At 70.9% G+C, this 23922-nt stretch carries 21 protein-coding genes, 1 pseudogene and 1 riboswitch; of the genes and pseudogenes, 9 read left to right on the top strand and 13 right to left on the bottom strand.

Features of this window, described 5'->3' with window-relative positions:
• Window positions 1–183 precede the first annotated feature (183 nt).
• Window positions 184–894, bottom strand: coding sequence for a PIG-L deacetylase family protein (locus tag GCG21_RS14235; protein WP_152910335.1), 711 nt, complete (start codon window positions 892–894; stop codon window positions 184–186).
• A 31-nt stretch (window positions 895–925) separates the two neighbouring features.
• The gene (purU, locus tag GCG21_RS14230) at window positions 926–1810 is read right to left on the bottom strand and encodes a formyltetrahydrofolate deformylase (RefSeq protein WP_152910343.1); all 885 of its coding nucleotides are present in this window, start codon (window positions 1808–1810) and stop codon (window positions 926–928) included.
• 59 nt (window positions 1811–1869) lie between these two features.
• Here purU and GCG21_RS14225 point away from each other — a divergent pair, with 59 nt between their 5' ends.
• On the top strand, window positions 1870–2391 hold the full coding sequence (locus tag GCG21_RS14225) for a GNAT family N-acetyltransferase (RefSeq protein ID WP_152910334.1): 522 nt from the start codon (window positions 1870–1872) through the stop codon (window positions 2389–2391).
• Between the two features lie 29 nt (window positions 2392–2420).
• Window positions 2421–2966: a hypothetical protein gene (locus tag GCG21_RS14220; protein WP_152910333.1), complete on the top strand. Its 546-nt coding sequence runs from the start codon at window positions 2421–2423 to the stop codon at window positions 2964–2966.
• Window positions 2967–2981: 15 nt separating this feature from the next.
• Here GCG21_RS14220 and GCG21_RS14215 read toward each other — a convergent pair whose 3' ends face one another.
• Window positions 2982–3281, bottom strand: coding sequence for an MTH1187 family thiamine-binding protein (locus tag GCG21_RS14215; protein ID WP_152910332.1), 300 nt, complete (start codon window positions 3279–3281; stop codon window positions 2982–2984).
• An 86-nt stretch (window positions 3282–3367) separates the two neighbouring features.
• Window positions 3368–3452, top strand: a riboswitch (ZMP/ZTP riboswitch).
• Window positions 3453–3543: 91 nt separating this feature from the next.
• Here GCG21_RS14215 and glyA point away from each other — a divergent pair.
• Window positions 3544–4806 (top strand): serine hydroxymethyltransferase, encoded by a 1263-nt coding sequence (gene glyA, locus GCG21_RS14210; protein ID WP_152910341.1) that lies wholly within the window; start codon window positions 3544–3546, stop codon window positions 4804–4806.
• Window positions 4803–5669: a bifunctional 5,10-methylenetetrahydrofolate dehydrogenase/5,10-methenyltetrahydrofolate cyclohydrolase gene (locus GCG21_RS14205; RefSeq protein ID WP_370517534.1), complete on the top strand. Its 867-nt coding sequence runs from the start codon at window positions 4803–4805 to the stop codon at window positions 5667–5669. The genes glyA and GCG21_RS14205 overlap by 4 nt, the downstream gene beginning before the upstream one ends.
• A gap of 80 nt (window positions 5670–5749) precedes the next feature.
• On the opposite strand, the gene GCG21_RS14200 is transcribed toward GCG21_RS14205, so the two are convergent.
• The 4 genes and pseudogenes from GCG21_RS14200 to GCG21_RS16820 form a co-directional block, all read right to left on the bottom strand.
• On the bottom strand, window positions 5750–6391 hold the full coding sequence (locus GCG21_RS14200) for a methionine ABC transporter permease (protein ID WP_152910340.1): 642 nt from the start codon (window positions 6389–6391) through the stop codon (window positions 5750–5752).
• An 11-nt stretch (window positions 6392–6402) separates the two neighbouring features.
• Entirely contained in the window at window positions 6403–7455 is a 1053-nt protein-coding gene (locus GCG21_RS14195) for a methionine ABC transporter ATP-binding protein (RefSeq protein WP_152910331.1), read from the bottom strand.
• An 11-nt stretch (window positions 7456–7466) separates the two neighbouring features.
• Window positions 7467–8105, bottom strand: a pseudogene (locus GCG21_RS14190) (MetQ/NlpA family ABC transporter substrate-binding protein); the annotation flags it as partial.
• A gap of 12 nt (window positions 8106–8117) precedes the next feature.
• Complete coding sequence (locus GCG21_RS16820) at window positions 8118–8360, bottom strand: hypothetical protein (RefSeq protein WP_227993867.1); 243 nt, start codon at window positions 8358–8360, stop codon at window positions 8118–8120.
• Between the two features lie 455 nt (window positions 8361–8815).
• Here GCG21_RS16820 and GCG21_RS14185 point away from each other — a divergent pair, with 455 nt between their 5' ends.
• Together GCG21_RS14185 and GCG21_RS14170 are read left to right on the top strand one after the other, a co-directional pair.
• Window positions 8816–11416 carry a glycoside hydrolase family 3 N-terminal domain-containing protein gene (locus tag GCG21_RS14185; RefSeq protein ID WP_370517533.1) on the top strand — a complete coding sequence of 867 codons (2601 nt, stop codon included), beginning with the start codon at window positions 8816–8818 and terminating at the stop codon, window positions 11414–11416.
• Between the two features lie 156 nt (window positions 11417–11572).
• Complete coding sequence (locus tag GCG21_RS14170) at window positions 11573–12382, top strand: exodeoxyribonuclease III (RefSeq protein WP_152910330.1); 810 nt, start codon at window positions 11573–11575, stop codon at window positions 12380–12382.
• A 12-nt stretch (window positions 12383–12394) separates the two neighbouring features.
• Here the strand turns inward: GCG21_RS14170 and GCG21_RS14165 are convergent, their stop codons facing one another.
• Window positions 12395–12664: a hypothetical protein gene (locus tag GCG21_RS14165; RefSeq protein ID WP_152910329.1), complete on the bottom strand. Its 270-nt coding sequence runs from the start codon at window positions 12662–12664 to the stop codon at window positions 12395–12397.
• Between the two features lie 142 nt (window positions 12665–12806).
• Here GCG21_RS14165 and GCG21_RS14160 point away from each other — a divergent pair, with 142 nt between their 5' ends.
• Window positions 12807–14507, top strand: a complete 1701-nt coding sequence (locus GCG21_RS14160; RefSeq protein ID WP_152910328.1) for a hypothetical protein — start codon at window positions 12807–12809, stop codon at window positions 14505–14507.
• Window positions 14508–14519: 12 nt separating this feature from the next.
• Here the strand turns inward: GCG21_RS14160 and GCG21_RS14155 are convergent, their stop codons facing one another.
• The 3 genes from GCG21_RS14155 to galT all read right to left on the bottom strand — a co-directional run bounded on the left by GCG21_RS14155 (window position 14520) and on the right by galT (window position 19493).
• Window positions 14520–16913, bottom strand: a complete 2394-nt coding sequence (locus GCG21_RS14155) for an HNH endonuclease signature motif containing protein (protein ID WP_152910327.1) — start codon at window positions 16911–16913, stop codon at window positions 14520–14522.
• Between the two features lie 163 nt (window positions 16914–17076).
• Window positions 17077–18279, bottom strand: a complete 1203-nt coding sequence (gene galK / locus GCG21_RS14150) for a galactokinase (RefSeq protein WP_152910326.1) — start codon at window positions 18277–18279, stop codon at window positions 17077–17079.
• A gap of 2 nt (window positions 18280–18281) precedes the next feature.
• Window positions 18282–19493 (bottom strand): galactose-1-phosphate uridylyltransferase, encoded by a 1212-nt coding sequence (galT, locus tag GCG21_RS14145; RefSeq protein WP_227993865.1) that lies wholly within the window; start codon window positions 19491–19493, stop codon window positions 18282–18284.
• 110 nt (window positions 19494–19603) lie between these two features.
• On the opposite strand from galT, the gene GCG21_RS14140 reads away from it, so the two are divergent.
• Window positions 19604–20113: a 2'-5' RNA ligase family protein gene (locus GCG21_RS14140; RefSeq protein WP_152910324.1), complete on the top strand. Its 510-nt coding sequence runs from the start codon at window positions 19604–19606 to the stop codon at window positions 20111–20113.
• A complete protein-coding gene (locus tag GCG21_RS14135) occupies window positions 20110–21288 on the top strand; it encodes a YihY/virulence factor BrkB family protein (RefSeq protein ID WP_152910323.1) in 1179 nt (392 codons plus the stop codon). Before GCG21_RS14140 ends, GCG21_RS14135 begins: the two co-directional genes overlap by 4 nt.
• 48 nt (window positions 21289–21336) lie before the next feature.
• Here the strand turns inward: GCG21_RS14135 and GCG21_RS14130 are convergent, their stop codons facing one another.
• Window positions 21337–22089, bottom strand: coding sequence for a succinate dehydrogenase iron-sulfur subunit (locus GCG21_RS14130; protein ID WP_152910322.1), 753 nt, complete (start codon window positions 22087–22089; stop codon window positions 21337–21339).
• The gene (sdhA, locus tag GCG21_RS14125; RefSeq protein ID WP_152910321.1) at window positions 22089–23879 is read right to left on the bottom strand and encodes a succinate dehydrogenase flavoprotein subunit; all 1791 of its coding nucleotides are present in this window, start codon (window positions 23877–23879) and stop codon (window positions 22089–22091) included. The genes GCG21_RS14130 and sdhA overlap by 1 nt, the downstream gene beginning before the upstream one ends.
• Window positions 23880–23922 lie beyond the last annotated feature (43 nt).

Genomic DNA, 23922 nt, shown 5'->3' with positions numbered 1-23922 from the left:
ACGGGCATCAACAGGCTCATTCGCAGGCATCCGCTCATCAAACCCGCTGAAGTGTCACCACCAAGACCCCTCGAACTGTCACCGATGTCCTGATGCAGAACTGTCACCGATGTCCTGCGACATAACATGTGCCACCGCAACGGCGAGTTTCCCCGCAGGGGGCGGGGAGGGGCAAGCCCGCCCTCAGGGCTGGAGCACCTCGAACGTGGCGGCGTACCGGCAGCCGAGGCGCTCGCCGGCGGCGGTCGCACCAGCGTCCAGGAAGCCGGCCGGGTCGAAGCCGCCGAGGCCCTCGATGTAGGCGGCATGCGCGCGGAGCGAGTCGAGCCCGACCTCGAACGTGGCGGTGATGTCGACCGCGTGCCCCGCGGCGGGCGAGCCGGGCAGCCAGATCTGGCGGACGCCGTCCCAACGCTCGAGCCCGCCACCCGCATCGGGGAAGATCCACCGGTTCCCGGCGTCGCGCACGGCGTCGACACTCGCGCGGCCCACGGCGATGTGGTCGGCCTGATTGAGCAGCCCGCCGGGCCAGGTCTCCCGGTAGCTGTTCGTCATCACGATCTGCGGGCGCAGCCGCCGGATCTGCTCGCACAGCGTCGCCCGCAACTCGAGCGAGTGCTCGAGCGTGCCGTCCGGTCGGCGCAGGAAGATCACGTCCTCGACGCCGACGATCCGGCACGAGTCGACCTGCTCGCGCTCCCGCAGCGGTCCCGCCCGATCGGGTGCCATCGAGTCGATGCCCGCCTCGCCCGAGGTGACCATGACGTACGTGATGTGCTTGCCCTGCGCCGTCCAGCGGGCGATCGCCCCGGCGGCGCCGAACTCCATGTCGTCCGGGTGCGCCACGATCGCGACGGCGCGCTCCCAGTCCTCGTCGAGTGGTTGCAGTTCCATGCCACTCACCGTAGGCGACGGAGCGGGCCGGCTACCGGAACACGACCGTGCGGTGTGCGTCGAGCAGCACCCGGTGCTCGGCGTGCCAGCGCACGGCCCGGGCGAGCACCCGGCGCTCGACGTCCTGACCGAGCCGCATGAGTTCGGTCGGGTCCTCCGCGTGCGTGACCCGCTCGACGTCCTGCTCGATGATCGGGCCCTCGTCCAGGTCGGCCGTCGCATAGTGCGCGGTCGCCCCGATGAGCTTGACCCCGCGAGCGTGCGCCTGGGCGTAGGGCCGGGCGCCCTTGAACGAGGGCAGGAACGAGTGGTGGATGTTGATGATCCGCCCGGGCAGGGCACGACACAGGTCGTCCGAGAGGATCTGCATGTACCGGGCCATGACCACGAGCTCGGCGTCCAGCTCGGCGGTGAGCTCGAGCAGCCGGTTCTCCGCCTCGGCCTTCGTCGCCTTCGTCACGGGGATGTGATGGAACGGCACGCCGTAGAATTCGGCGATCGGCGCGAGGGTCGTGTGGTTCGACACGACGGCCACGATGTCGGTCGGCAGCCCGGTCGAGCGCTGTCGGAAGAGCAGGTCGGTGAGGCAGTGCGCCGTGGTCGAGACCATGACGATCGTGCGCATCGCCCGGCCCACCCGGTCGAGGGTCCAGGTCATCCCGAACGAGGAGGCCACCGGCTCGAGCACCGACCGCAGCGGCCCCTCGCCCGCACCGGACTCGACCTGGACCCGCATGAAGAACAACCCGGACTCCGGATCGCCGAACTGCTGTGACTCGGTGATGTTGCCGCCGATCCCGGCCACGGCACCGGCCACGGCATGGACGATCCCGGGGCGGTCGGGGCAGGAGAGGGTGAGGACCCACTGGGGTGCGCTGTCAGTCACAACGGCCAGGGTAGCCGCCCGGCCCGACATCGTCTCACCCACGGCGCTGCGCCGTGCGCCGGGGGAGTCCGAGGTGCAAGGATGGGGTCATGAGCGAAGACCTGCGGATCGACCTGGTCGAACAATCCTGCGCCGGCGAGCTGCTGACGGTGCGCCGGGCCGCGTTCGTGACCGAGGCCCAGCTGTACGGGGACCCGAACATCCCCTCCCTCACGCAGACCCTGGCGGAGCTCGAGGCCGATCTCGATCGTGCCGACGTCGTCACGCTCGGGGCGTGGACCGGCTCGCGGCTCGTGGGCTCCGTGCGCGTGGGCCTCGAGGAGGACCGGGCGCTGCTCGGCCGCCTCGCCGTGGTGCCGGACCTGCAGGGCCAGGGGATCGGCACCCAGCTCCTCATGGCCGTGCTCCACTACCTGCCCGAGGACACGAAGGAGGTCTGGGTCTTCACCGGCCAGGACTCCAAGCAGAACCTCGCGATGTACGACAAGCACGGCTTCGAGCACCAGTACGACCAGAACGCCGGCGATCTCACCTACGCCTACCTGCGCAAGATCCTTGGCGACGGGCCGGATGAGGCGCAGACTGAACACGAGGTCGACTCCGCCTCCTGACCCCGGCACCGACGATGGGGAAGGATTTCATGCACGCGCTCACTACGCGCCACGCCCTCGCGGCCGGCGCCCTGGCCGCGGCGCTGCTCGCATCGCTGAGCGGCTGTGAGAGTGGGGACGACGGCGGCTCGCCCACCCCGCCCGCGTCACCGCCGGCCTCGGTCACGCCGAGCGAGCCGGGGCCGAACGAGTCGGCGCCCACGGGCTCGCAGAGCGATACCGCGAGCCCGACGTCCACCCCGACGCCCACCCCGACACGGAGTGAGACCGGCGGGACCGATGCGCCCATCCCGACCGACGCCGCCGACTACGCCGACGCCCTGATCGTCGCCTGGGGGTCGGGGGATCACGACCGGATGGTCGAGCTCGCCACCCCCGAGGTGGTCGAGGAGCTCACCGGTCATGCCGATCCGGGCGGCCCGCACTGGGATCGGGTCGGCGAGGACTCCGGGGCCGGATCCACCTTCGTGCGGTACGAGGACACGAGCACCGGGGAGACCGTCGAATTGCGAGTCGAACTCCAGGCGGCCGGTCAGGGGCGGGAGCACGCCGTCGCCGAGGTGAAGTTCGGCTGAGGCGGAGCGCGCCGGTCAGTCGGTCAGCCGGGCCTCGACCCGGTCGACCTTCTCGGTCAGCTGATTCGTGAAGCCGGGCCGGATGTCGGCCTTGAGCACGAGTCCGACCCGCGGGGAGCCCTCGCCGGCCGCGTCGAGGGCCGCCTTGACCACGGCCATGACCTCGTCCCATTCGCCCTCGATCGTGGTGAACATGGCGGTGGTCTCGTTCGGCAGGCCGGAGTCGCGGATGACCCGGACGGCCTTGGCCACCGCGTCGCTCACGCCCCCGGTCTCGTCGCCGGCGGAGGGGCTGATACTGATCGCTACGAGCATGCGTCCAGCCTAGTGACCGTTCCCGCGTCCGGCCACGGCCGGTGGGCGGCGATCGCATATCGGATCGCCGCCGGTTCCTTGTACACTGGCATCATCGCGACTGGCGCAGAGGTGGATCACCACCGGGGAGCGATGCCAAGGAGTTCGTGGTCGCCCGCCTGGGCCACGGAATCGACTGAGACCGACCGAGATCGATCGACATCCGTCGACACCGTCGAGACCCGTACTTGGAGAACCCGTGACGCAAGAAGCCGCCGCCAACATGCCCCTGGCCGAGCTCGATCCCGAGATCGCCGCCGTGCTCGAGGGGGAGCTCGTCCGCCAGCGCGACACCCTCGAGATGATCGCCTCGGAGAACTTCGTTCCCCGCGCCGTGCTCCAGGCCCAGGGGTCGGTGCTGACGAACAAGTACGCCGAGGGCTACCCCGGCCGCCGCTACTACGGTGGCTGCGAGCAGGTCGACATCGCCGAGTCGCTCGCGATCGAGCGCGCGAAGTCCCTTTTCGGCGCCGACTACGCGAACGTCCAGCCCCACTCGGGTGCGACCGCGAACGCCGCCGTGCTCCACGCCCTCATCAAGCCGGGCGACAAGATCCTCGGCCTCTCGCTCGCGCACGGCGGGCACCTGACCCACGGCATGAAGATCAACTTCTCCGGCAAGCTGTACGACGTCGCCGCCTACGGCGTGGCCGAGGACACCCACCTGATCGACTACGACGCGCTGCGTGCCCGCGCCATCGAGGAGCAGCCGAAGGTCATCATCGCCGGCTGGTCGGCCTACCCCCGCCACCTCGACTTCGAGGCGTTCCGCTCGATCGCGGACGAGGTCGGCGCCTACCTGTGGACCGACATGGCCCACTTCGCGGGTCTCGTGGCCGCCGGTCTGCACCCGAACCCGGTACCGTTCTCGGACGTCACCTCGACCACCGTGCACAAGACGCTCGGCGGCCCCCGCTCGGGCCTCATCCTCTCCCGTGACGGTGAGACGTTCGGCAAGAAGCTCGACTCGGCCGTCTTCCCGGGCCAGCAGGGCGGTCCGCTCATGCACGTCGTGGCGGCGAAGGCCACGGCCCTCAAGGTCGCGGCCGGCGCGGACTTCCGCGAGCGGCAGGCCCGCACGATCTCGGGCGCGCGGATCATCGCCGACCGGTTGCTCGCGGAGGACGTGAAGAAGGCGGGCGTGTCCGTCGTCTCCGGTGGTACCGACGTCCACCTCGTGCTCGTGGACCTGCGCCACTCCGACCTCGACGGCCAGCAGGCCGAGGACCTCCTGCACGCGGCCGGCATCACGGTCAACCGCAACGCCGTGCCGTTCGACCCGCGCCCGCCCCGGGTCACCTCCGGCCTGCGGATCGGCACCCCGGCGCTCGCCTCCCGAGGCTTCGGCGACGAGGAGTTCACCGAGGTCGCCGACATCATCGCGGGGCTGCTCGCGACCGGCGCGGGCGCCGACGTCGAGGCGGCCAAGGCCCGCGTGGCCAAGCTGACCGGCGCGTTCCCGCTCTACCCCGGCCTGCAGCAGTGAGTGCTCGGATGCTGCCGGGCGGCCCGGTCGCGGACGCGGTCCTCGCCGGCCTCGCGCCCCGGATCGCCGCGCTCACCGCGGCCGGGCACACCCCGGGCCTGGGCACGATCCTCGTTGGCTCCGACTCCGCCTCCGCCGGGTACATCCGGATGAAGCAGACCAAGGCCACCGAGCTCGGGTTCACCGCGCCGCACATCCATCTCGGGGACGACGCCACGCAGGCCGACGTGCTCGCCGCGGTCGCCGACATGAACGAGGCGGACGACGTGGACGCCGTGCTCATCCAGCACCCGACCCCGCCGCAGATCGATTTCGACGCCGCCCTGCTCGCCCTCGACCCCGATAAGGACGTCGACGGCCTGCACCCGGTGAACATGGGCCGCCTCGCCCTGGGGATGCCCGGGCCGGTCCCGTGCACGCCCGCGGGCATCGAGGCGATCCTCGCCCACTACGAGATCGAGGTCTCCGGGCGCCACGTCGTGATCCTCGGCCGGGGCACGACGCTCGGCCGGCCGCTCGCGCTGCTGCTCTCGCAGAAGCGTCCGACCGCGAACGCCGCGGTGACCGTCGTCCACACGGGCGTGCCGGACTGGGCCGACTACACCCGCCGCGCCGAGATCGTCATCGCCGCCGCGGGCGTGCCCGGCATCCTCCAGCCCGAGCACCTGACCCCGGGCGTCACCGTCATCGGCGGCGGCGTCCGCTACGAGGGCCGCAGGCTCCTGCCGGACGTCGACGAGGCCTGCGAGCAGGTCGCCGGCGCCATCACCCCGCGCATCGGGGGAGTGGGCCCGACGACCATCGCCATGCTCTTCAAGAACGCGGTCGAGGCCGCGGAACGCCGGGCGGGCCTGGCGGCCTGAGCTCAGCCGTTCACAACGACCTTGTGGTCGGGAATCGCGCGATTCCCGACCACAAGGTCGTTCTCGACGAGTGATACGACTCAGCGCCGCAGCGCCCGTTTCGCGAGCGAGTTCCCGAGCCACTGCACGAGCTGGACGATGATCACGATGATCACCACGACGGTCGCGGTCACGGCCCAGTCGTACTGCTGGTAGCCGTACACGATCGCGACGTCGCCGAGCCCACCGGCGCCGAGGTATCCGCCGATCGCCGACATGTCGAGCACGCCGACGAACAGGAACGTGTACCCGAGGATGAGCGGGGCGAGCGCCTCGGGGATGAGCACGGTGAGGATGATCCGCAGCGGCGAGGCGCCCATCGCGCGCGCCGCCTCGACCACGCCCGGGTCGATCGACAGCAGGTTCTGCTCCACGAGCCGGGAGAACACGAACGCGGCCATGAAGCACATCGCGAACGTGAACGCCTCGATGCCGATGATCCGCCCGGTCACCAGCTTGGTCAGCGGCCCGAGCGCCACGAGGAAGATGATGAACGGGATCGGTCGCACGATGTTCACGCCCAGGTTGAGGATCGTGAAGGTGGCCCGGTTCGCGAGCAGGTTGCCGCTGCGCGTCACGTACAGCCCGATCCCGAGCGCGAGCCCGACGACGCCGCCCGCGGCGAGGGTGATGAGGACCATGTAGGCCGTCTGCCCGAGGGCCTCGAGCAGCAGCGGCGCCATGTCGCCGGCCGTCACGGGCGCACCTCCGATGCTCCGGAACCGCTTGTGGACGACGTCGCTCCCCAGTCCTCGACGTCCGTCAGTCCGCGCAGCTCGGCCACGGCCCCGGCCACGCCGGGCCCGGTCAGCTCGTAGGTGAGCGAACCGGACGGCCGTCCGGACACCTCCGTGATGCCGCCGTAGACGAGGGTGGCGGCCACGTCGTGCCGGCCGAGGACCGACTGGAGGCGAACGCTCGAGCGAGTCTCGTCGTCCACACCGATCGTGAGAAGCCGCCCCGTGTGGCGGGCGCGCAGCCGCTCGACCACCTCGGCCGAGGGCCGGTCGCGCCGGGTGGAGGCGACGAACGTGCGGGTCATGGGCGCGCGCGGGCGCGTGAACACGTCGTAGGTGGGGCCGGCCTCGACCACGCGGCCCGAGTCCATGACCGCCACCCGGTGGCAGATCGCGCGCACGACGTCCATCTCGTGGGTGATGACGACGACCGTGATGCCCAGCTCGGCGTTGACCCGTTGCAGCAGGGAGAGCACGTCGGCGGTCGTCTCCGGGTCGAGCGCACTGGTGGGCTCGTCGGCGAGCAGGATCCGCGGGCTGGTCGCGAGCGCCCGGGCGATGCCCACGCGCTGCTTCTGGCCACCGGAGAGCTTCGCGGGATACGCGCGTGCCTTGTCGGACAGCCCCACGAACTCGAGCAGCTCGGCCACCCGCGCCCGGCGCCGGGTCCGCGGCCAGCCCGCTACCTCGAGCGGATAGGCCACGTTCGCGGCGACGGTGCGCGAGCCGAGCAGGTTGAAGTGCTGGAAGATCATGCCGATCCCGGCCCGGACCCCGCGCAGCCGCGTCTCGCTCAGCGGCGAGAGCGGCTCGCCGGCGACGGTGAGCTCGCCGGCATCGTGCCGCTCGAGGGCGTTGATGAGTCGCACGAGGGTGCTCTTGCCCGCACCCGAGTAGCCGATGACCCCGAAGATCTCCCCGGCGTGGATCTCGAGGGAGACCTCGTCGACGGCGCGCAGTGCGCCGAAGGACTTGCTCACGCGCTCGAGGCGGATGATGGTGTCGGTCATGGGTGGGCGACTCAGCCGTCGATGTCGGTCTGCAGCCCGGTCAGGATGTCAGCCAGCGCGGCCGGGGCCTTGTCGAGGAAGGCCGCGGTGCCGCCGGCGACCTCCTGCACGCCGGCCTCGACGGTCGCGTCGTGGTAGATCTCGGCGAGCTTGGCGAAGGTCGGGTTGTCGGCGTCGCCGGCCCGGGCCGCCCAGATGTTGATGTAGGGGGCGGCGGCGTCGGACTCGGGGTCGTCGGAGAAGAGCGCGTCGTCGGCGCTCAGGCCGGCCTTGCCCACGAAGTCGTTGTTGATGATCGAGGCGTCGACGTCCTCGAGCGCGAGCGGGGTCTGGGCGGCGTCGACGGGGGTGACGCTCACCCGGGAGGAGTCGAGCACGTCGCTCGGGGTGGAGAAGGCGTTCCCGCCGCCGGCGAGCTCGATCAGCCCGGCCTCCTGGAGCACGAGGAGCGCACGGGCCTGGTTCGTGGCGTCGTTGGGGATGGCGACCTCGCCGCCCTCGGGGATCTCCTCGATGGTGGAGTGCTCGGTCGAGTAGATGCCGAGCGGGTAGACCGCGGTCGACCCGATCGCCACGAGGTCGCCGTCGGCCTTCGCGTTGTACTGGGCGAGGAAGAGCAGGTGCTGGAACTGGTTGAGGTCGAGTTCGCCGTCGGTGAGCGCCTAGTTGGGCAGCTGGTAGTCGGTGAAGTTGACGAACTCGACGCTGATCCCCTCGGCGGCCGCGAGGTCGGTGAACGTGTCCCAGTAGTCCTCGGCGGCCGTGACCACGCCGATCCGGATCGGGTCGTCGCTGCCGCCGGTCGAGGCCGCGGCGGGGGCATCGCTGCCGCAGGCGGTCAGGGCGAGGGCGCCGGCGGTGAGGAGGGAGGCGAGTGCGGCGTGCTTGAGGCGGAGGGAGGACATGGGTGTGGTTCCTTCGTGCTGGGGCGGCGCGGATGGGCCGCCGTTCGGGGCGGGACGGCTCGCGGCAGCGGTCGTGCTCACGGGCCTGGCGGGTCGGTGCGGGTGGGGGACGACCCGATGCGCCGCTCAGATGGGCGCGGGGGAGGCGTGGTTCAGGCGCACATTCGCATCATTCGGCCCGGGGAGGGCCGAAGGGATGCGCGCAGGACGATCGAGGTGGACACGGGTGCCATTGTGCATGGGCGCGAGTCGGCGTGCTCGTGGGCCGCCGCAAGTGTTCAGCATGTGGACGACGTCGCTCCCCTTGCGTAGCGGCGGCAGGCGCCGTAATGTCAGGTCCGAAATATCTTTACGACCAGTAGTGATCTGGCAACAGATATTTTCATCAACGTTCCGTGCTGCGCACGGTTGCCGGTCCGGAACGGTGCGACTCACCCAACACAGGAGGAACAACGGTGTCCCGAACACTTCGACGGGCCGGTCGCGCGACCGGTACGCGTGCCTGCCTCGCCGCGCTCGCGGCGGGCGGTCTCGTGGCGGCCACGATGCTGCCGGCCCAGGCCGCCATCGATCCGCCCAGCGACGCGGATGCGATCGCCCAGATTGTCGCAGACATGAGCCTCGAGGAGCTCATCGGCCAGATGACCTGGACCCACGTCTACGGCAACTCCGCCGACGACGACTCGATGAAGTCCAAGAATCAGGCCCGCTACGGCGTCGACACGCCGGCCGAGGTCGTGGAGAAGTACGACCTCGGCGGTGTGCTCTACTTCGCCTGGTCGAATCCTGTGGTCGAGCACGATCCCGTCGGCAGCGCCGAACTGTCGAATGGCTTGCAGGAGGCGTCCGTCGGGGAGGACGGATCGGGGATCCCGCTCGCCGTGACGATCGACCAGGAGGGCGGCATCGTCGCCCGGGTCGGCTCCCCGGCCACGGTGTTCCCGGGCAACATGGCCCTCGGCGCGACCTTCGACGCGGGCCTCGCCTATGACCAAGGGGCGGTCCTCGCGAAGGAGATGACCGCCATGGGCATCAACGTCGACTTCGCCCCGAGCGTCGACCTCAACACGAACCCGGACAACCCCGTCATCGGCGTGCGGTCGATGGGCTCCGATCCCGATGCGGTCTCGGAGCTCGGCGTCGCGCAGATCAACGGTATGCAGGAACAGGGCATGGCGGCAACGGCCAAGCATTTCCCCGGTCATGGGGATACGGCCACGGACTCCCACACCGGCCTGCCGATCGTCACGTACGATCGCGCGACCCTGAACACGCACCTCGAGCCCTTCGAGGCCGCGATCGACGCCGGCGTCGACATGATCATGACCGCCCACATCATCGTCGAGGCGATCGACCCGGACATGCCGGGCACGCTCTCGAAGAAGGTGCTCACCGGGCTGCTGCGCGAGGAACTCGGCTTCGACGGGCTGATCACGACCGACGCCCTCGACATGGACGCGCTCAAGAACATTCCCGGCAACCCGCTCGACGACGGTGATATCGCTGCTCTCGCGGTCGCGGCCGGCTCGGACATCCTGCTCAACTCCCCGGACGTCGACGCCGCCATCCAGGGCGTGCTCGACGCCGTGCACGACGGCGACCTCTCTCGTGCCGACCTCGAGCAGTCGGTCACGCGGATCCTGCACTGGAAGCTCGATCGCGGAGTCTGGGAGGACCCGATGGTCGACACCGGCGCCGCCGCGGACCTCGTCGGTTCGAGCGAGAACCTCGCGGTGGCCAAGGAGATCAGCGAGCGCTCGCTCACCCTGCTGCGCAACGACGATGCCGTGCTCCCGCTCGATGTCGACGCCGACCACGTGCTCGTGGTCGGCGCCGGGTCCGGCTGGCCCGAGCGGATGACGCCGATGCTCGAGGAGCGAGGATTCACGGTGACCGAGGAGCTTGAGAACGGCTCCTCGCCGTCGGCCGAGTATCGTGCCCGGGCCGTCGCCGCGGCCGAGGACGATGCGATCGACGTCGTGCTCTTCACCTCGAACAACGCGAGTGGGAACAGCGCCCAGCAGGCGATGGTCGCCGACCTCGTGGACACCGGCAAGCCGGTCGTGGTCATCGCCACCCGGAACCCCTACGACATCAACGTCTTTCCGGGTGCCGCCGCCGTGATCAACCAGTACAGCTGGCAGATCCCGAGCTTCGCGGCCGTGACGGCCGCACTCGCCGGCGACATCAACCCGAGCGGGAAGCTCCCGGTCGACGTTCCCACGGCCGACGGCTCCGACGTGCTCCTTCCGCTCGGCTTCGGCATGCGATACACGACCACGCTGGTGCCGGACGAGCCGGTCTTCACGGACGGCCCCGGGACCGCCGGTGACACGGTGACGATCCCCGACGTCGAGGGAGTGCGGTACCGACTCGGCGGGGAGCCCATGAGCCCGGGGGTCTACCCGGGACGCGGTGACGTGGTGGTCACGGCGGAGGCACTCGAATGGTTCGAGTTCGCCGACGGCGCGACCACGGAGTGGACGTTCTCCTTCGACTCCGCGAAGCAGCCGGCCGTACCGGTCGCTCCGACGTTCACGGATGAGGCCGGTATGGATTCGGACACCGTGACGATTCCCGACGTCGAGGGTGTGCAGTACCTCATCGGCGGTGAGTCGGTCGAGCCGGGCACACATCCGGGCTCCGGCGAGGTGGTCGTCACCGCGGAGCCGCTCGAGGGCTTCGAGTTCGCCGACGATGCGGTGACCGAGTGGTCGCACACCTTCGACGCCGGCCCGACCGAACCTCCGACGGACGATCCGACCGATGAACCGACGGACGATCCGACCGATGAGCCGACCGATGAGCCGGCGGACGAGCCGACGGACGAGCCGACGGACGAGCCCACGGGCGATCCGACGGACGAGCCGACCGACGGTTCGGACGTATCCGACGGGCCCGGCGGTCAGCCGACGGGCACGGTACCGGGCGGGGACGCGATGCCCGACACCGGTGCGGACGCATCGGGAATGCTGGTCGCGGCGCTGGCCATGCTCGCCGTCGGGGGAGCGGTGCTCCTCGGGGTGCGCCGTCGCAGTGCGAGCAGGGTGAGCTGATCGGCTGACCGAACGCCCGAGAACGACGTGAGGTCGCGCACCGTGGATCCTCGATCCATCGGGCGCGACCTCACGGCCGTCTGCCTTGCACCGGACTGCGCTGTGGTCCAGGTCACGAAATTTCGGGCCGCGCCGCTCTGACGATTTGATGGGGGCATGTTCAGTATCGCCACCGTCAACGTCAACGGGGTCCGGGCCGCCTACCGGCGCGGCCTGCAGGGATGGATCGACACCCAGGATCCGGACGTGCTGCTCCTGCAGGAGGTCCGGGCGGAGACGTCGATCCTCACCGATCACCTCGGGGACGGCTGGCACGTCGTCCACGCCGAGGCCCCCGCGAAGGGGAGGGCGGGCGTGGCCATCGCCACCCGCCGGCCGGTCGAGGCGGTCCGCATCGGGCTCGAGGGCGCGGCCCCCGCGAGTGGCGGACGTTGGATCGAGGCGGACCTGCTCACCCCGGACGGCAGGCATGCCACGGTCGTGAGCGTGTACGTGCACACCGGGACCGCGGACGAGCCGGAGCACATGGCCCTCAAGTACGGCTTCCTCGACGTCATGGAGAAGCGCATGGCCCAGCTGCGCGAGCTGGCCGAGCTCGACGGGCGCCGGCTGATCATCGGCGGCGACCTGAACATCGGGCACACCGAGCGGGACATCAAGAACTGGAAGGGCAACCTCAAGACCTCCGGCTTCCTGCCGGAGGAGCGCGCCTATCTCACCCGCTGGTTCTCAGGCGCGGGCTGGGTCGATCTCGGCCGAGCGCACGCCGGCGACGTCGCCGGGCCGTACACGTGGTGGTCCTATCGCGGGAAGGCCTTCGACAACGACGCCGGCTGGCGCATCGACTACCTGCTGGCCGACCCGGGTACGGCCGCCGAGGTGCGCGACGTGACCGTCGACCGCGAGCCGAGCTACGACGTCCGCATCTCCGACCACGCCCCGGTCCGCGCCCGCCTCGACATCTAGTTCGCCCGCGGCTCAGCGCACGAGCACGACGACGAGCCACACGGCGGCGGCGATCAGGCCGCCGGTGAGCACACCGGCGGAGACGCGGCGCACCCGGACCGGCCGCGGGGCGGCGGGATTGGGCACGAGGAGCGCAAGCGAGGCGAGGACCGCGGCCACCGTGAGCAGGTGGCCCACGAAGTTCGACCAGCGACCGAGCAGGACGAGCGCGACCGCGCTCACAACGGCCGCTGTTCCGGGAATGAGCAGCCGATGGCGCCCGATGTTCGACTCCTCGCTCATGTCCCACTCCTCACCACGGCACGTGCCGGTCGATCCTCCACGCGGCCTTGTACACGAGCACCGCCAGTCATAGATTGGCACAGTCCTCGCCGCGCAACGTCGTCCGGCGAGCAGGATCAATGAGGATTGTGAGGCCCGTGCCATGAAGCGACCGACCGACTCCGAGGCCCGCCCGCGGCGTCTGCGCGTGGCCCTGGCGACCGGGGGCGGCGCGGCTCTCCTCGTCGCTCTCGCGTTCCCCGCCTGGGCCGCACCCGACGCGGAGGCGCCCGTCGCCGACCAGTTCCCGCCGCGGGCCAATTCGGTGTGGATGTACGACCGCGACGAGGCGGGGGAGTTCCAGGCCGGGATGTGGGTCGACCTCGTCAACGAGTACAACGCGGTGGCGACACCCGGCAACGAGATCGGCGAGGTGTTCAGCTACGCCACCGACATGGAGACCTACTGCCCCGACGCGGTTGCGGCGAACTGCACCCTGGACGACCTGCATGTGTACTACGGACCCGATGCCCAGGGCCGGCGCTCGACCGCGGCGTACGCGCGTGACCTCGACCCGATCGAGGGCACGGACGGCGAGGAGACGCCCGTGCTCGTCTCCCCGATCATCGACGGCCGGATCGGCCCGGACGGCTACCTCACCAATTTCGACGACCTGTCCGAGGAACTCGCCCGCGGCTACGCCGATACCGCAGCCGAACTGCTCTGCGGGGACCCGGGCATCGACGGGATCCAATTCGACCTCGAACCCTTCGATGTGTCCACGAAGAACGGGCAGTACTACTTCTACCTGCAGATCGCGGAGAACTTCGCCGGCACCGACGGCACGGACCCGTGGGGCTGTGTCGACGAGACACACCCCCAGGGGCGCTTCTTCTCGTTCTTCACCTTCGCCGAGGCCATCGAGCCCGGCACCGAGAGCGCCGCGAACGTCCAGGACATCGTGAGCGCTCGCGGGAACGGCTACATGGTCGCCTCCCTGTACAACCTGAACAACCGCGGCCCGGGCAAGCTCGACGGCCTGCCCGCCTACACCGAGACCGTCGCACGCGAGGTGGCCGACATGAAGGCCTGGGCCGCCGAGTCGGATATCCCCTACGGCTTCGGCATCCCCGCTTCGGCGTCGTCGAACGAGTACACGACGTGCGACGGCGCCGGCTGCGAGCCCGACGTCGAGGGGGTGCCCGGATACCCGATGCTCGACTACACGAAGGCGGCCACGGAGGCGATGCACGCGAACGACATAGACGACGACCCGTTGTTCCGCGGCGTCTCGATCTGGGACTTCGGCCACGGCGTCAACGTCGACGGCAACGAGTTCGGTCCGGCACCGGCGCCCGCCGAGGTCATGCTCTACCTCTCCCACAACCTCATCCGGCCCGATTCTGCTCAGCCGGGCCCGGGCGACGGTGCCGACTCGGACTCGGGGGCCGACGCGGACTCCGGTGCCGACGCGGACTCCGGTGCCGACGCAGGTACCGGTGCCGATGCGGGCGCCGACGCGGGAACCGGGGCCGATGCCGATTCCGCCGCCGGGACCGACGCGGACGCCCAGGGTGGGGCCGCGGATGCCCAGGGCGGGACCGCGGATGCCCAGGGCGGGACCGCGGATGCTCAGGGGGCTGACGCGGTGGCGGGCCAGGGTGACGATGGAGCTGCTGCCGACGCCGCCGACGATGCACGCGGACCCGCCGCTGGTTCGACCGGTGAGAATCCGGCCGGGCCCGCGGGTACGCCCGACGATCTCGCCGTCACCGGGTTCGGGGGCACGGCGCTGCTCGTCGCGGGGGTCCTGGGTCTCGCCGGGGCCACCACCGTGGTGCTGCGCCGTCGCCTCGCCTCCTGAGCCGCCGGTGTCCTACACGACGGGCGGCTGCGGGGGCCGATCGGCGAGGATTGCCTCGAGGTCGGCTTCGCTGGGGTCGACGTCTCTGTCGGCATGGCCGTATTCGTAGTCGAGGCCGTCCATGAAGGCCTCGTCGAGATCGTCGCGGCGGGCCCGCGAGTCGGGTCCTGCCGCAGCGTTCGGGTGACCCCGGTGAGCTTCGAGATCCGTGCGAGCCGCGGGGGTCTGGCGTGCGTCGAGCGCCGTGTTGGCCTCGAGTCCCGGGACCTTCTCGAGTCCCGGAAGAGTCTCGTTGCCCGGGACAGTCTGATGATCCGGGCGATCCGGGCGCGGCTCGCGGCCGGGAATGGCATGGGGGCCTGGAATCGTGCCGGAGTCCGGGAGCGCCTCGAGGTCCTGGAGGGCGCCGAGGTCCTGGAGTGCGCCGGGGCCCTGGAGTGCACGGAGGTCACGGCGGTGCCAGGCCTGGTCGGTGACCTCGGTCGTGCCGGTCGGGGTGCGCAGGAAGCGTAGGCCCATGGGGCCGGTCCAGTAGTAGGTTCCGGGCGCGAGCGTGACGTAGGCCCACGAGCCGCGTCCCTGCGGCTGTCCGGGGTGGTTGTGGGTCTTCCAGCGATGGTGCCGGCGGCACAGGCTGGCGAGGTTGCAGGTGCAGGTCGGTCCGCCGGTCGGGTCGCCCTGGGGGTCGGTCTTCCAGGGGTCGATGTGGTCGGCATCGCAGGCCCGCGCCGGGCGGGCGCAATTGGGGAACACGCAGGTTCGATCGCGCAGGTGGAGGTGGTCCTTGATCACGTCCCCGGCGGCATAGCCGGCGACTTCGTGTTCGGTTTCGAGGTCGATGACCGGACGCACGAATATCTGCGGCCCCCACGGCCCACCCGTCCCGCGTGGCCTATCAGAGCACCGTGGTCCGTCAACGGGCGCGCTGTCGGGCATGGCCGCGTCGTGGGGCGTGGTGAACATGGCCGCGATCTCGGCGGCGCTGATCACGAGCCCGGGCGGGATCCCCGGCCCCTCGATGCGCACGGGTTCGCGGGCCAACCGGCCCGCGACATAGGCCGGACCGGCGGCGTGCTCGGGATCGACTGCGCCCGCTGCGCCCGCTGGGCCCGTCGAGCCGGCCGTATCTTCGAGACAGCCCGTACCTGCCGAGCCCGGCGGGTCCGCGCACGACCCACCGGCGGGCAGGCAGCCAGGATCACGGTCGGGATGATCAGGGGGCCGATCGCCGGGATGACGATCGAGTGATCGGTCGCCGGGATGACGATCGGGTGGTCGGTTTCCAGAATGAGGATCGGGTTGGTCGGGTGGCCTGCCGTCGGGCCAGAACGCCGAGGCGTTCATGTGCAGGTACATGACGACCTTCGCCCGCGGCACGCCCCGACCCGACCACGCAGGCCCACACGAGACACCACCGCCCACAGCCGTCGCAGGCGCCCCGCCGGTCAGACCCGCCGCCGCTCCGGCCACCGCCGCGCAGGCGGCGCTGCCCACGGCTGGACTCGCGCCCGTGCCCACGGCCATGACGTTGGTGCTGTTCGTGCAGTCCGGCGCCCCCGCCCCCGGCGCCTGTGCCTGCCGGGTCTGCTGTGCCTCCTGTGCCTGCTGGCCTGATTGTCCGTTGGTGAGGTCGAAGCCGTCCTGTCGGGCCGGTTCGGGGTGGTGGGTGGCGGCGATGATGCCCTCGAACGTGAGCGAGCGACGGGCGTCGAGGACCTCACCGGATCCGGCGGCCTTGAGTTGCGCGGCCCCGAAGGCCAGGCTCTGTTCCAGATCGAGGGCCGCGAAGGTGGACACGATCGCGTCGATGCGGCCGGTGCCGTCGGTGCCGATATGGACATCGGCCCGGCGCGGATCGGCCTGCGCCCGCTGCAGGTCGGCGTACTGGTCGGGCATGTGGGTGATCATCGCCTCCCGCACCAGCCCCTTGATGGCGTATCGGCCCCGGATCGCCCCGGCCGCAGCGACCTGGACATCGACGAACCGGGCCGCCTCCGCGTTCAGGCCGAGGGTCTGTTCGGCCACGAGCCGGGCCGTGTGCGCCCGGGTACGCCCATCGAGCACCCGCCCGTACAGCAGCGGTAGCCGTTCGGCGACCTCGAGGGCTTCGAGGAGCATCGCCTGGGCGGCGTCGGTGGAGAAGCCGGTCACGGCCGCGAACCAGTTCGCCGCCGAATCACAATACGAGACCCCCAGGGCCAGATCGGTGTGGCACGACCACGCCCCGCACTCTTCGGTGACCGGGCTGCGTTGGGCGATCTCGATCGCCAGGAAGAACAGATCGGCCTCCGCGCCCGCCTGGACCTTGCGCACCTGGCGGACCCGGTCCAGTACCGCGTCCTCGGACGCGATCGAGGCGATCTCCGCTCGCCTCGCTCGCATCTGCCGGGCCGCCTTCGTGCTCATGAAACAACCCTAGAACCGACCACCGACATCCACCCCGAGGCGCCCGATCCTCCGACCGGCAACCCGCGGAATGGCGGCGAAGACGCGGGCAACGACGGGGAATCACACCGGACCGCGACGGGGACCGGTCGTCCCTCGCCCGGTCCCTCGTCCGGTCGCCGGCTCAGGCCACGCGTCCGGCGCCTTCGGCCGCGGGGGCGAGGAGGAACTCGGGCGCGGCGAACCCGGAGCGGTCGAATGCGGCCTCGACCGCGGCCACCACGACCGCCGGCGAACCGGCGGGCACGAGGGCGATCGCCGACCCGCCGAAGCCACCACCGGTCATCCGGGCACCGAGGGCGCCCGCCCCGAGGGCCGAATCGACGGCCACGTCGAGCTCCGGCGCCGAGACCTCGTAGTCGTCACGCAGCGACACGTGCGAGGCGGTCATGAGCTCGCCGGCCCGCGCGAGGTCGTCGGCGCGGAACGCCGCGGAGAACTCCTCGACCCGCTCGATCTCCGTGACCACGTGACGCACCCGCGCCCGGCTCACGGGATCGCGCAGCCGCGCGAGCGCGGCCCCCAGGTCGTCGACGTCCCGCAGCGTGGCCACGCCGAGCTCGGCCGCCGCGGCCTCGCAGGTGGCGCGCCGGGCCGCGTACTGGCCGTCGACCAGCGCGTGCGGGGCCTTCGTGTCGATCACGAGGAGCTCGAGGCCGTGCCCGGACACGTCGAAGGGCACCTGGCTCAGCTCACCGGAGCGGGTGTCGAAGTGGAGGGCGTGGTCGGCGCGGCAGTGGAGCGAGGCGTTCTGATCCATGCCGCCGGTGTTCGCCCCGGCGATCTCGTTCTCGGCCCGGACGCACGCGGCGGCGAGCACCGATCGGCCCGCGGTCGTGGCCGGGTCCGGTCCGTCCCAGGAGTCTGCGTCGGCCAGGGCCACGGCGGCGGCGCACTCGAGCGCCGCCGAGGAGCTCAGGCCGGCGCCGTAGGGCACGCACGAGGAGACCGCGGCGTCGAACCCGGTCGTCGCGTGGCCCGCCTGCTCGAGCGCCCACGGCACGCCCACCACGTAGGCCGCCCAGGACCCGAGTCCCGGCGCCACCTCGTCGAGTGAGCCCGCCCAGGTCGCCGCCTCCCGGTCCGAGACGAGCCGCACGCTGCGGTCCGCCGGATCCGGCCGCGGCGCGAAGGCCAGGTACGTGCGGTGCGGCAGCGCGATCGGCAGGCACACGCCCCCGTTGTAGTCGACGTGCTCGCCGATGATGTTCACGCGGCCGGGCGCGGCCCACACCCCCGACGGCTCGTAACCGAAGGCGGCGGTGAACGTCGCGCGGGCCCGAGCTGCGCCGTCCGCACGCTCCCACGGGGCGATCCAGGTGGTCATCGCTACGCGACCGGCTCGGCGGGGATCTCGCGCAGCCGGTCGGCGATGCGCTCGGGCGAGGTGTCGGAGATCCACGCGCCCATGCCCGATTCGGAGCCCGCGAGGTACTTGAGCTTGCCCGGCGCGCGCAGCAGCGAGAAGAACTGCAGGTGCAGGCGCAGGTCGTCGCGGCCCTCGCGGGTCGGCGCCTGATGCCATCCCGAGATGTAGGGCAGCGGGATGCCGCGGCCCTCGTCGTCGACGAAGAAGCGCTCGAGGCGGCGCAGCAGCCGCAGGTACAGGCCGGCGAAGTCGTCGCGTTCGGCCCGGGTCAGGGCGGGCAGGTCGGGCACGTCGCGGCGCGGGGCGATGTGCACCTCGACGGGCCAGCGCGCGGCGGCCGGCACGTAGGCGACCCAATGCTCGGTCTCGGCCACGATCCGCCGCCCGGAGGCGAGTTCGGCCTCGAGGATGTCGCGCAGTAGGTTCCGCCCGGTGCGTTCCCGATGGGCCCGGGCGCGGGTGAGCATCTGCTCGGTGCGCGCGGTGAGGTAGGGGTAGGCGTAGATCTGCCCGTGCGGGTGATGCAGGGTGACGCCGATGTCCTTGCCACGGTTCTCGAAGATGTAGACCTGCTCGATGCCGGGCAGCGCGCTCAGGTCGCGGGTGCGGTCGGTCCACGCCTCGACGATCGTGCGCATCCGCCGCTCGGAGACTCCTCCGAGGGAGGCGTCCGGATCGGGGGAGAAGCAGATGACCTCGCAGCGGCCTGCGGCCGGGCGCGTCGGCCACAGCGGGCTGTCGTCCACGAACGAGGTGTCCGCGGGCGCCCCGGGCACCGCCATGAGCGAGGGGAAGCGGTTCTCGAACACGACGACGTCGTAGTCCTCTGCGGGGATCTCGCCGTCGGAGTATTCGGCCGTCGGGTCGGCCGGCGCGAGCGGGTTCGCGTCCGGGCCGGGGAGGAAGGTGCGATTCATCCGGTGGGTGGCCATGGGGATCCACTCGCCCGTGAGCGGATCCTGGCGCATCTGCGGGCCCGTGACCTCGCGGGTCGTGCCGCCTGGGTCGGTGAACGAGGCGAAGCGGTCGGCCAGCGGGCGGGGGTCGTCGAGCCGCCGGGTGGCCCGTCCGGAGACGTACGGCTCGGAATCGTCGAAGTAGAAGAGGTCCCGGCCGTCGGCCAGGGTCGTCGGTGTGCGCCGCACCGCGGTGTGCTCGTTGGATAACGCCATCCCGGTAGTCATCTGAACACAATAACACAAGTCTGAACAAGCGTCGTTTTGTGGGAGAGTTACGCGAGACGGGCCCACGCGGGGTGCCGAACTGAGCCGCTGGAGTCGAGATGTGGATCGGTGTCGCGATCGAGATTCCCGACCCGTATCGTGCTGCCCTCACCCGGGCCCGGCTCGACGCCGGTGATCCGCGCGCCGGCCTCATCCCCCCGCACATCACGCTCGTCCCGCCCACCTGGATCGATCCGGAACGGCTTATGGACGTCGTCGCTCACCTCGCGCGCGTCGCCGCGGCCCGGTCACCGTTCATCGTCCGGCTGGCCGGCACCGAGACGTTCCGGCCCATCACCCCGGTGGTCTTCGTCCCGCTCGTGCGCGGCGGGGACGACTGCACCGGTCTCCAGGCGGCGTTGAACGCGGGCCCGCTCGCGGCCGAGCAGCGCTTCCCCTACCGTCCGCACGTGACGATCGCCCACGAGATCGACGACACCTCGCTCGATCGGGCCGAGGCGGCGATGGCCGACTTCTCCGCCGAGTTCCCGGTCGCCGCCTTCGAACTCTTCGAGCACGGGCTCGACGGCGTGTGGCGGGGAATCGATCGATTCACGCTCACGGTATGAGACGCGCGCGGACGGGCGGCGCCGGCGGCGAACAGGAGCCGCGGGCGACGGACCGACCGGGCCGTTCGGTCCTCGCGGGCATGATCGAACGGCTCAAAGTCGCGGCCGCCCGGGCCGAGTCGTGGTGGCGCGACACGAGGATCGCCCGTGCCCTGGCCCGGTACAGCGCCGGCAACGGCGCCCAACTGAGCGGCGGGATCGCCCTGGGCGGGCTCCTCTCGGTCGCCGCCGCCCTGACGATCGCGCTCACGGCGTTGGTCGGGGTGTTCCGCGACCATCCCGGCTTCGCGCAGACCGTGTTCGCCCAGATCGACCAGGTGCTGCCCGGGGTGATCGACACCGGCTCGGGAACCGGCCTGGTCACCCCGGATCAGCTCGTGCTCGCGACCGGGTGGGGCGTGGCCGGCATCATCGCCGTGCTCGTACTGCTCAACTCCGCCACCGTGGTCATGGCGGCGCTGCGCACGGCTCTGCGGGCGATGTTCGGGCTGCGCAAGACCGGCGAGAACTTCCTGTTCGGCAAGCTGCGCGACCTGCTCGGGTTCATCGGCCTGGCCGTGTCGGTGCTCACGACCTCGTTCCTGGCGGTCGTGACCCAGGTCGCGTTCGGCTGGCTGGAACGGCACGTCGGGTGGCTCATGAACGAGTCGGGGTCACGCCTCGGCCTCGACGTCGCCACGATCGCCGTGAGCTTCCTCGTGGACGCCTCCGTCTTCGCCGTCCTCTTCCGCGGGCTGGCCGGGGCGCGGGTGCCCTGGGCGCGGCTCTGGCAGGGCTGCGCCCTGGGCGCCGTCGGCACCGGCGCGCTGCGGCTGCTCGGGGCCTCCGTCGTGGCGAACGTCTCGGGCCGGCCGCTGCTCGGATCGGTCGCCGCGGTCGCGGCGCTGGCGACCCTGCTCATCTGGCTCAACCTCGCCGCCCGGCTCGCGCTGCTCGTCGCGGCCTGGACCGCGGATCCGCCGGCTCGCCCCAAGCTCGATCGCAAGGCCCTGGTCAACGTCGACCACACCCCGAACTACGTGTCCGTGGTCGCGCCGGAGACCCTCGACTGGACCTTCGACACCTACACCGGGATCGTCGCGATCGAGCAGCGGCCCCGCGAGCCCGAACCGGAACCGGCCCCGGTCGGATTCTTCGCGCGCGTCCGTCAGCTCATGCGCGAACGCGGGCGCTGACGCGGCCCGCAGGTCTGACCCGGACGGAGGGACCGGCGTGCGCGCCGGTCAGAAGCCGCGGGTGAGGATCGCCTGCTTCACCTCGGCGATCGCCTTGGTCACCTGGATCCCGCGGGGGCAGGCCTCGGTGCAGTTGAAGACCGTGCGGCAGCGCCACACGCCCTCCTTGTCGTTGAGGATCGTCAGCCGCTGCTCGCCGCCGGCGTCCCGGGAGTCGAAGATGAACCGGTGGGCGTTGACGATCGCGGCCGGCCCGAAGTACTGCCCGTCCGCCCAGAACACGGGGCACGAGCTCGTGCAGGCCGCGCACAGGATGCACTTGGTCGTGTCGTCGAAGGCGGCCCGCTGCTCGACGCTCTGCAGGCGCTCCTTCGAGGGGGTGTTCCCCTCGGGCATGAGGAAGGGCATGATCTCGCGGTAGGAGGCGAAGAACGGCTCCATGTCCACGACGAGGTCCTTCTCCACCGGCAGTGCCTTGAGCGGCTCGATGATGATCGGCTTCTTCGGGTTGAGATCCTTGAGGAGGGTCTTGCACGCGAGCCGGTTGCGCCCGTTGATGCGCATCGCGTCGCTGCCGCAGACCCCGTGCGCGCAGGACCGGCGGAACGTGAGCGAGCCGTCCTGGTCCCACTTGATCAGGTGGAGCGCGTCGAGCACCCGGTCCGTGCCGTGCACCGACACCTGGAAGTCCTCCCAGTACGGCTCGGGGGAGGCCGCTTCGGGGTTGTACCGTTCGATTCGCAGGGTCACCGTGAAGGTCGGGACCTCGTCGACCTCGGGCGCCTGGGCAGTGGCAGACATCAGTACTTACGCTCCATCGGCTGGTAACGGGTGACCGTGACCGGCTTGTAGTCGATCCGGATGTGGTGCGGGGCGATCCCGGCGGCATCGGTCGTGCCGCCCTCGTCCGCGACCCGGTAGGCCATCGTGTGCTTCATCCAGTTGGGATCGTCGCGGTCGGGGAAGTCCTCGCGGAAGTGGCCGCCGCGCGATTCGGTGCGGTTGAGGGCCCCCTCCACCACGACCTCGGCCAGGTCGAGCAGGAAGCCGAGCTCGAACGCCTCGAGCAGCTCGGTGTTGAACCGCTGGCCCTTGTCCTGGACCGCGACCGCGTTGTAGCGGGCCTGCAGCGCCCGAACGTCGGCGCGGGCCTGCTTGAGCGATTCGTCGGTGCGGAACACCTGGGCGTTCACGTCCATCGTGGTCTGCAGCTCGCGGCGGATATCGGCCACGCGCTCGCCGGTGGAGCGGGCGCGCATGGCCTCGAGCTCGGCGACGACGCCCGTCGCGGGCCCGTCGGGCAGCTCGACGAACTCGGTCCGGTTCGCGTACTCCGCGGCCGCGATCCCGGCGCGGCGGCCGAAGACGTTGATGTCGAGCAGGGAGTTCGTGCCGAGCCGGTTCGACCCGTGCACCGACACGCAGGCGACCTCGCCGGCGGCGTACAGGCCGGGCACGGTGTCGGTGCTGTTGCGCAGCACCTGACCGGTGATCGTCGTCGGCATCCCGCCCATCGCGTAGTGGGCGGTCGGGTAGACCGGGATCGGCTCGTTGTACGGCTCGACCCCGAGATAGGTGCGGGCGAACTCGGTGATGTCCGGCAGCTTGGCGTCGATGTGCGCCGGCTCCAGGTGCGTGAGGTCGAGGTAGACGTAGTCCTTGTGGGGCCCGCACCCGCGCCCCTCGCGCACCTCGTTCGCGATCGACCGGGCGACGATGTCGCGCGGGGCGAGGTCCTTGATGGTCGGGGCGTAGCGCTCCATGAACCGCTCGCCGTCGCTGTTGCGCAGGATGCCGCCCTCGCCGCGCGCCGCCTCCGACAGCAGGATCCCGAGGCCGGCCAGGCCGGTCGGGTGGAACTGGAAGAACTCCATGTCCTCCAGCGGCAGCCCCTTGCGGTAGGCGATCGCCATGCCGTCGCCGGTGAGCGTGTGCGCGTTCGAGGTGGTCTTGAAGATCTTCCCGGCACCGCCGGTGGCGAACACGACCGACTTCGCCTGCACCACGTGGATCTCGCCGGTCGCGAGCTCGAAGGAGACGACGCCGGCGACCTTCCTCGCGCCCTCGCCGCCCTCCGGATCGTCGACCAGGAGCAGGTCGAGCACGTAGAACTCGTTGAAGAACTCGACCTTCTGCTTGACGCACTGTTGATACAGGGTCTGCAGGATCATGTGGCCCGTGCGGTCGGCCGCGTAGCACGAGCGCCGCACGGCCGCCTCGCCGTGGTTGCGGGTGTGGCCGCCGAAGCGGCGCTGGTCGATCCGGCCCTCGGGCGTCCGGTTGAACGGCAGCCCCATCTTCTCCAGGTCGAGCACGGCGTCGATGGCCTCCTTGGCCATGACCTCCGCGGCATCCTGATCGACCAGGTAGTCACCGCCCTTGACGGTGTCGAACGTGTGCCACTCCCAGTTGTCCTCCTCGACGTTCGCGAGGGCGGCGCACATCCCGCCCTGCGCCGCGCCGGTGTGGGAGCGGGTCGGGTACAACTTCGTGAGGACGGCGGTGCGCGCCCGGGTGGACGACTCCAGCGCCGCACGCATCCCGGCGCCTCCGGCGCCTACGATGACGACGTCGTAACGGTGGGTCTGCATCGAAGAGGTCTCCTACTGATGGGTCCGTGAGGAACGGTCTGCT

The sequence above is a fragment of the Pseudactinotalea sp. HY160 genome (assembly GCF_009372055.1).
GTDB lineage: Bacteria > Actinomycetota > Actinomycetes > Actinomycetales > Beutenbergiaceae > HY158.
This window is presented reverse-complemented; position numbering and strand designations above follow the sequence as displayed.

Coding starts and splice junctions, on each gene's coding strand:
- GCG21_RS14235 (WP_152910335.1), bottom strand. CDS start 894: ATGGAACTGCAACCACTCGACGAGGACTGGGAGCGCGCCGTCGCGATC.
- purU (WP_152910343.1), bottom strand. CDS start 1,810: ATGTCGGGCCGGGCGGCTACCCTGGCCGTTGTGACTGACAGCGCACCC.
- GCG21_RS14225 (WP_152910334.1), top strand. CDS start 1,870: ATGAGCGAAGACCTGCGGATCGACCTGGTCGAACAATCCTGCGCCGGC.
- GCG21_RS14220 (WP_152910333.1), top strand. CDS start 2,421: ATGCACGCGCTCACTACGCGCCACGCCCTCGCGGCCGGCGCCCTGGCC.
- GCG21_RS14215 (WP_152910332.1), bottom strand. CDS start 3,281: ATGCTCGTAGCGATCAGTATCAGCCCCTCCGCCGGCGACGAGACCGGG.
- glyA (WP_152910341.1), top strand. CDS start 3,544: ATGCCCCTGGCCGAGCTCGATCCCGAGATCGCCGCCGTGCTCGAGGGG.
- GCG21_RS14200 (WP_152910340.1), bottom strand. CDS start 6,391: ATGGCGCCGCTGCTGCTCGAGGCCCTCGGGCAGACGGCCTACATGGTC.
- GCG21_RS14195 (WP_152910331.1), bottom strand. CDS start 7,455: ATGACCGACACCATCATCCGCCTCGAGCGCGTGAGCAAGTCCTTCGGC.
- GCG21_RS16820 (WP_227993867.1), bottom strand. CDS start 8,360: ATGTCCTCCCTCCGCCTCAAGCACGCCGCACTCGCCTCCCTCCTCACC.
- GCG21_RS14170 (WP_152910330.1), top strand. CDS start 11,573: ATGTTCAGTATCGCCACCGTCAACGTCAACGGGGTCCGGGCCGCCTAC.
- GCG21_RS14165 (WP_152910329.1), bottom strand. CDS start 12,664: ATGAGCGAGGAGTCGAACATCGGGCGCCATCGGCTGCTCATTCCCGGA.
- GCG21_RS14160 (WP_152910328.1), top strand. CDS start 12,807: ATGAAGCGACCGACCGACTCCGAGGCCCGCCCGCGGCGTCTGCGCGTG.
- GCG21_RS14155 (WP_152910327.1), bottom strand. CDS start 16,913: ATGAGCACGAAGGCGGCCCGGCAGATGCGAGCGAGGCGAGCGGAGATC.
- galK (WP_152910326.1), bottom strand. CDS start 18,279: ATGACCACCTGGATCGCCCCGTGGGAGCGTGCGGACGGCGCAGCTCGG.
- galT (WP_227993865.1), bottom strand. CDS start 19,493: ATGGCGTTATCCAACGAGCACACCGCGGTGCGGCGCACACCGACGACC.
- GCG21_RS14140 (WP_152910324.1), top strand. CDS start 19,604: ATGTGGATCGGTGTCGCGATCGAGATTCCCGACCCGTATCGTGCTGCC.
- GCG21_RS14135 (WP_152910323.1), top strand. CDS start 20,110: ATGAGACGCGCGCGGACGGGCGGCGCCGGCGGCGAACAGGAGCCGCGG.
- GCG21_RS14130 (WP_152910322.1), bottom strand. CDS start 22,089: ATGTCTGCCACTGCCCAGGCGCCCGAGGTCGACGAGGTCCCGACCTTC.
- sdhA (WP_152910321.1), bottom strand. CDS start 23,879: ATGCAGACCCACCGTTACGACGTCGTCATCGTAGGCGCCGGAGGCGCC.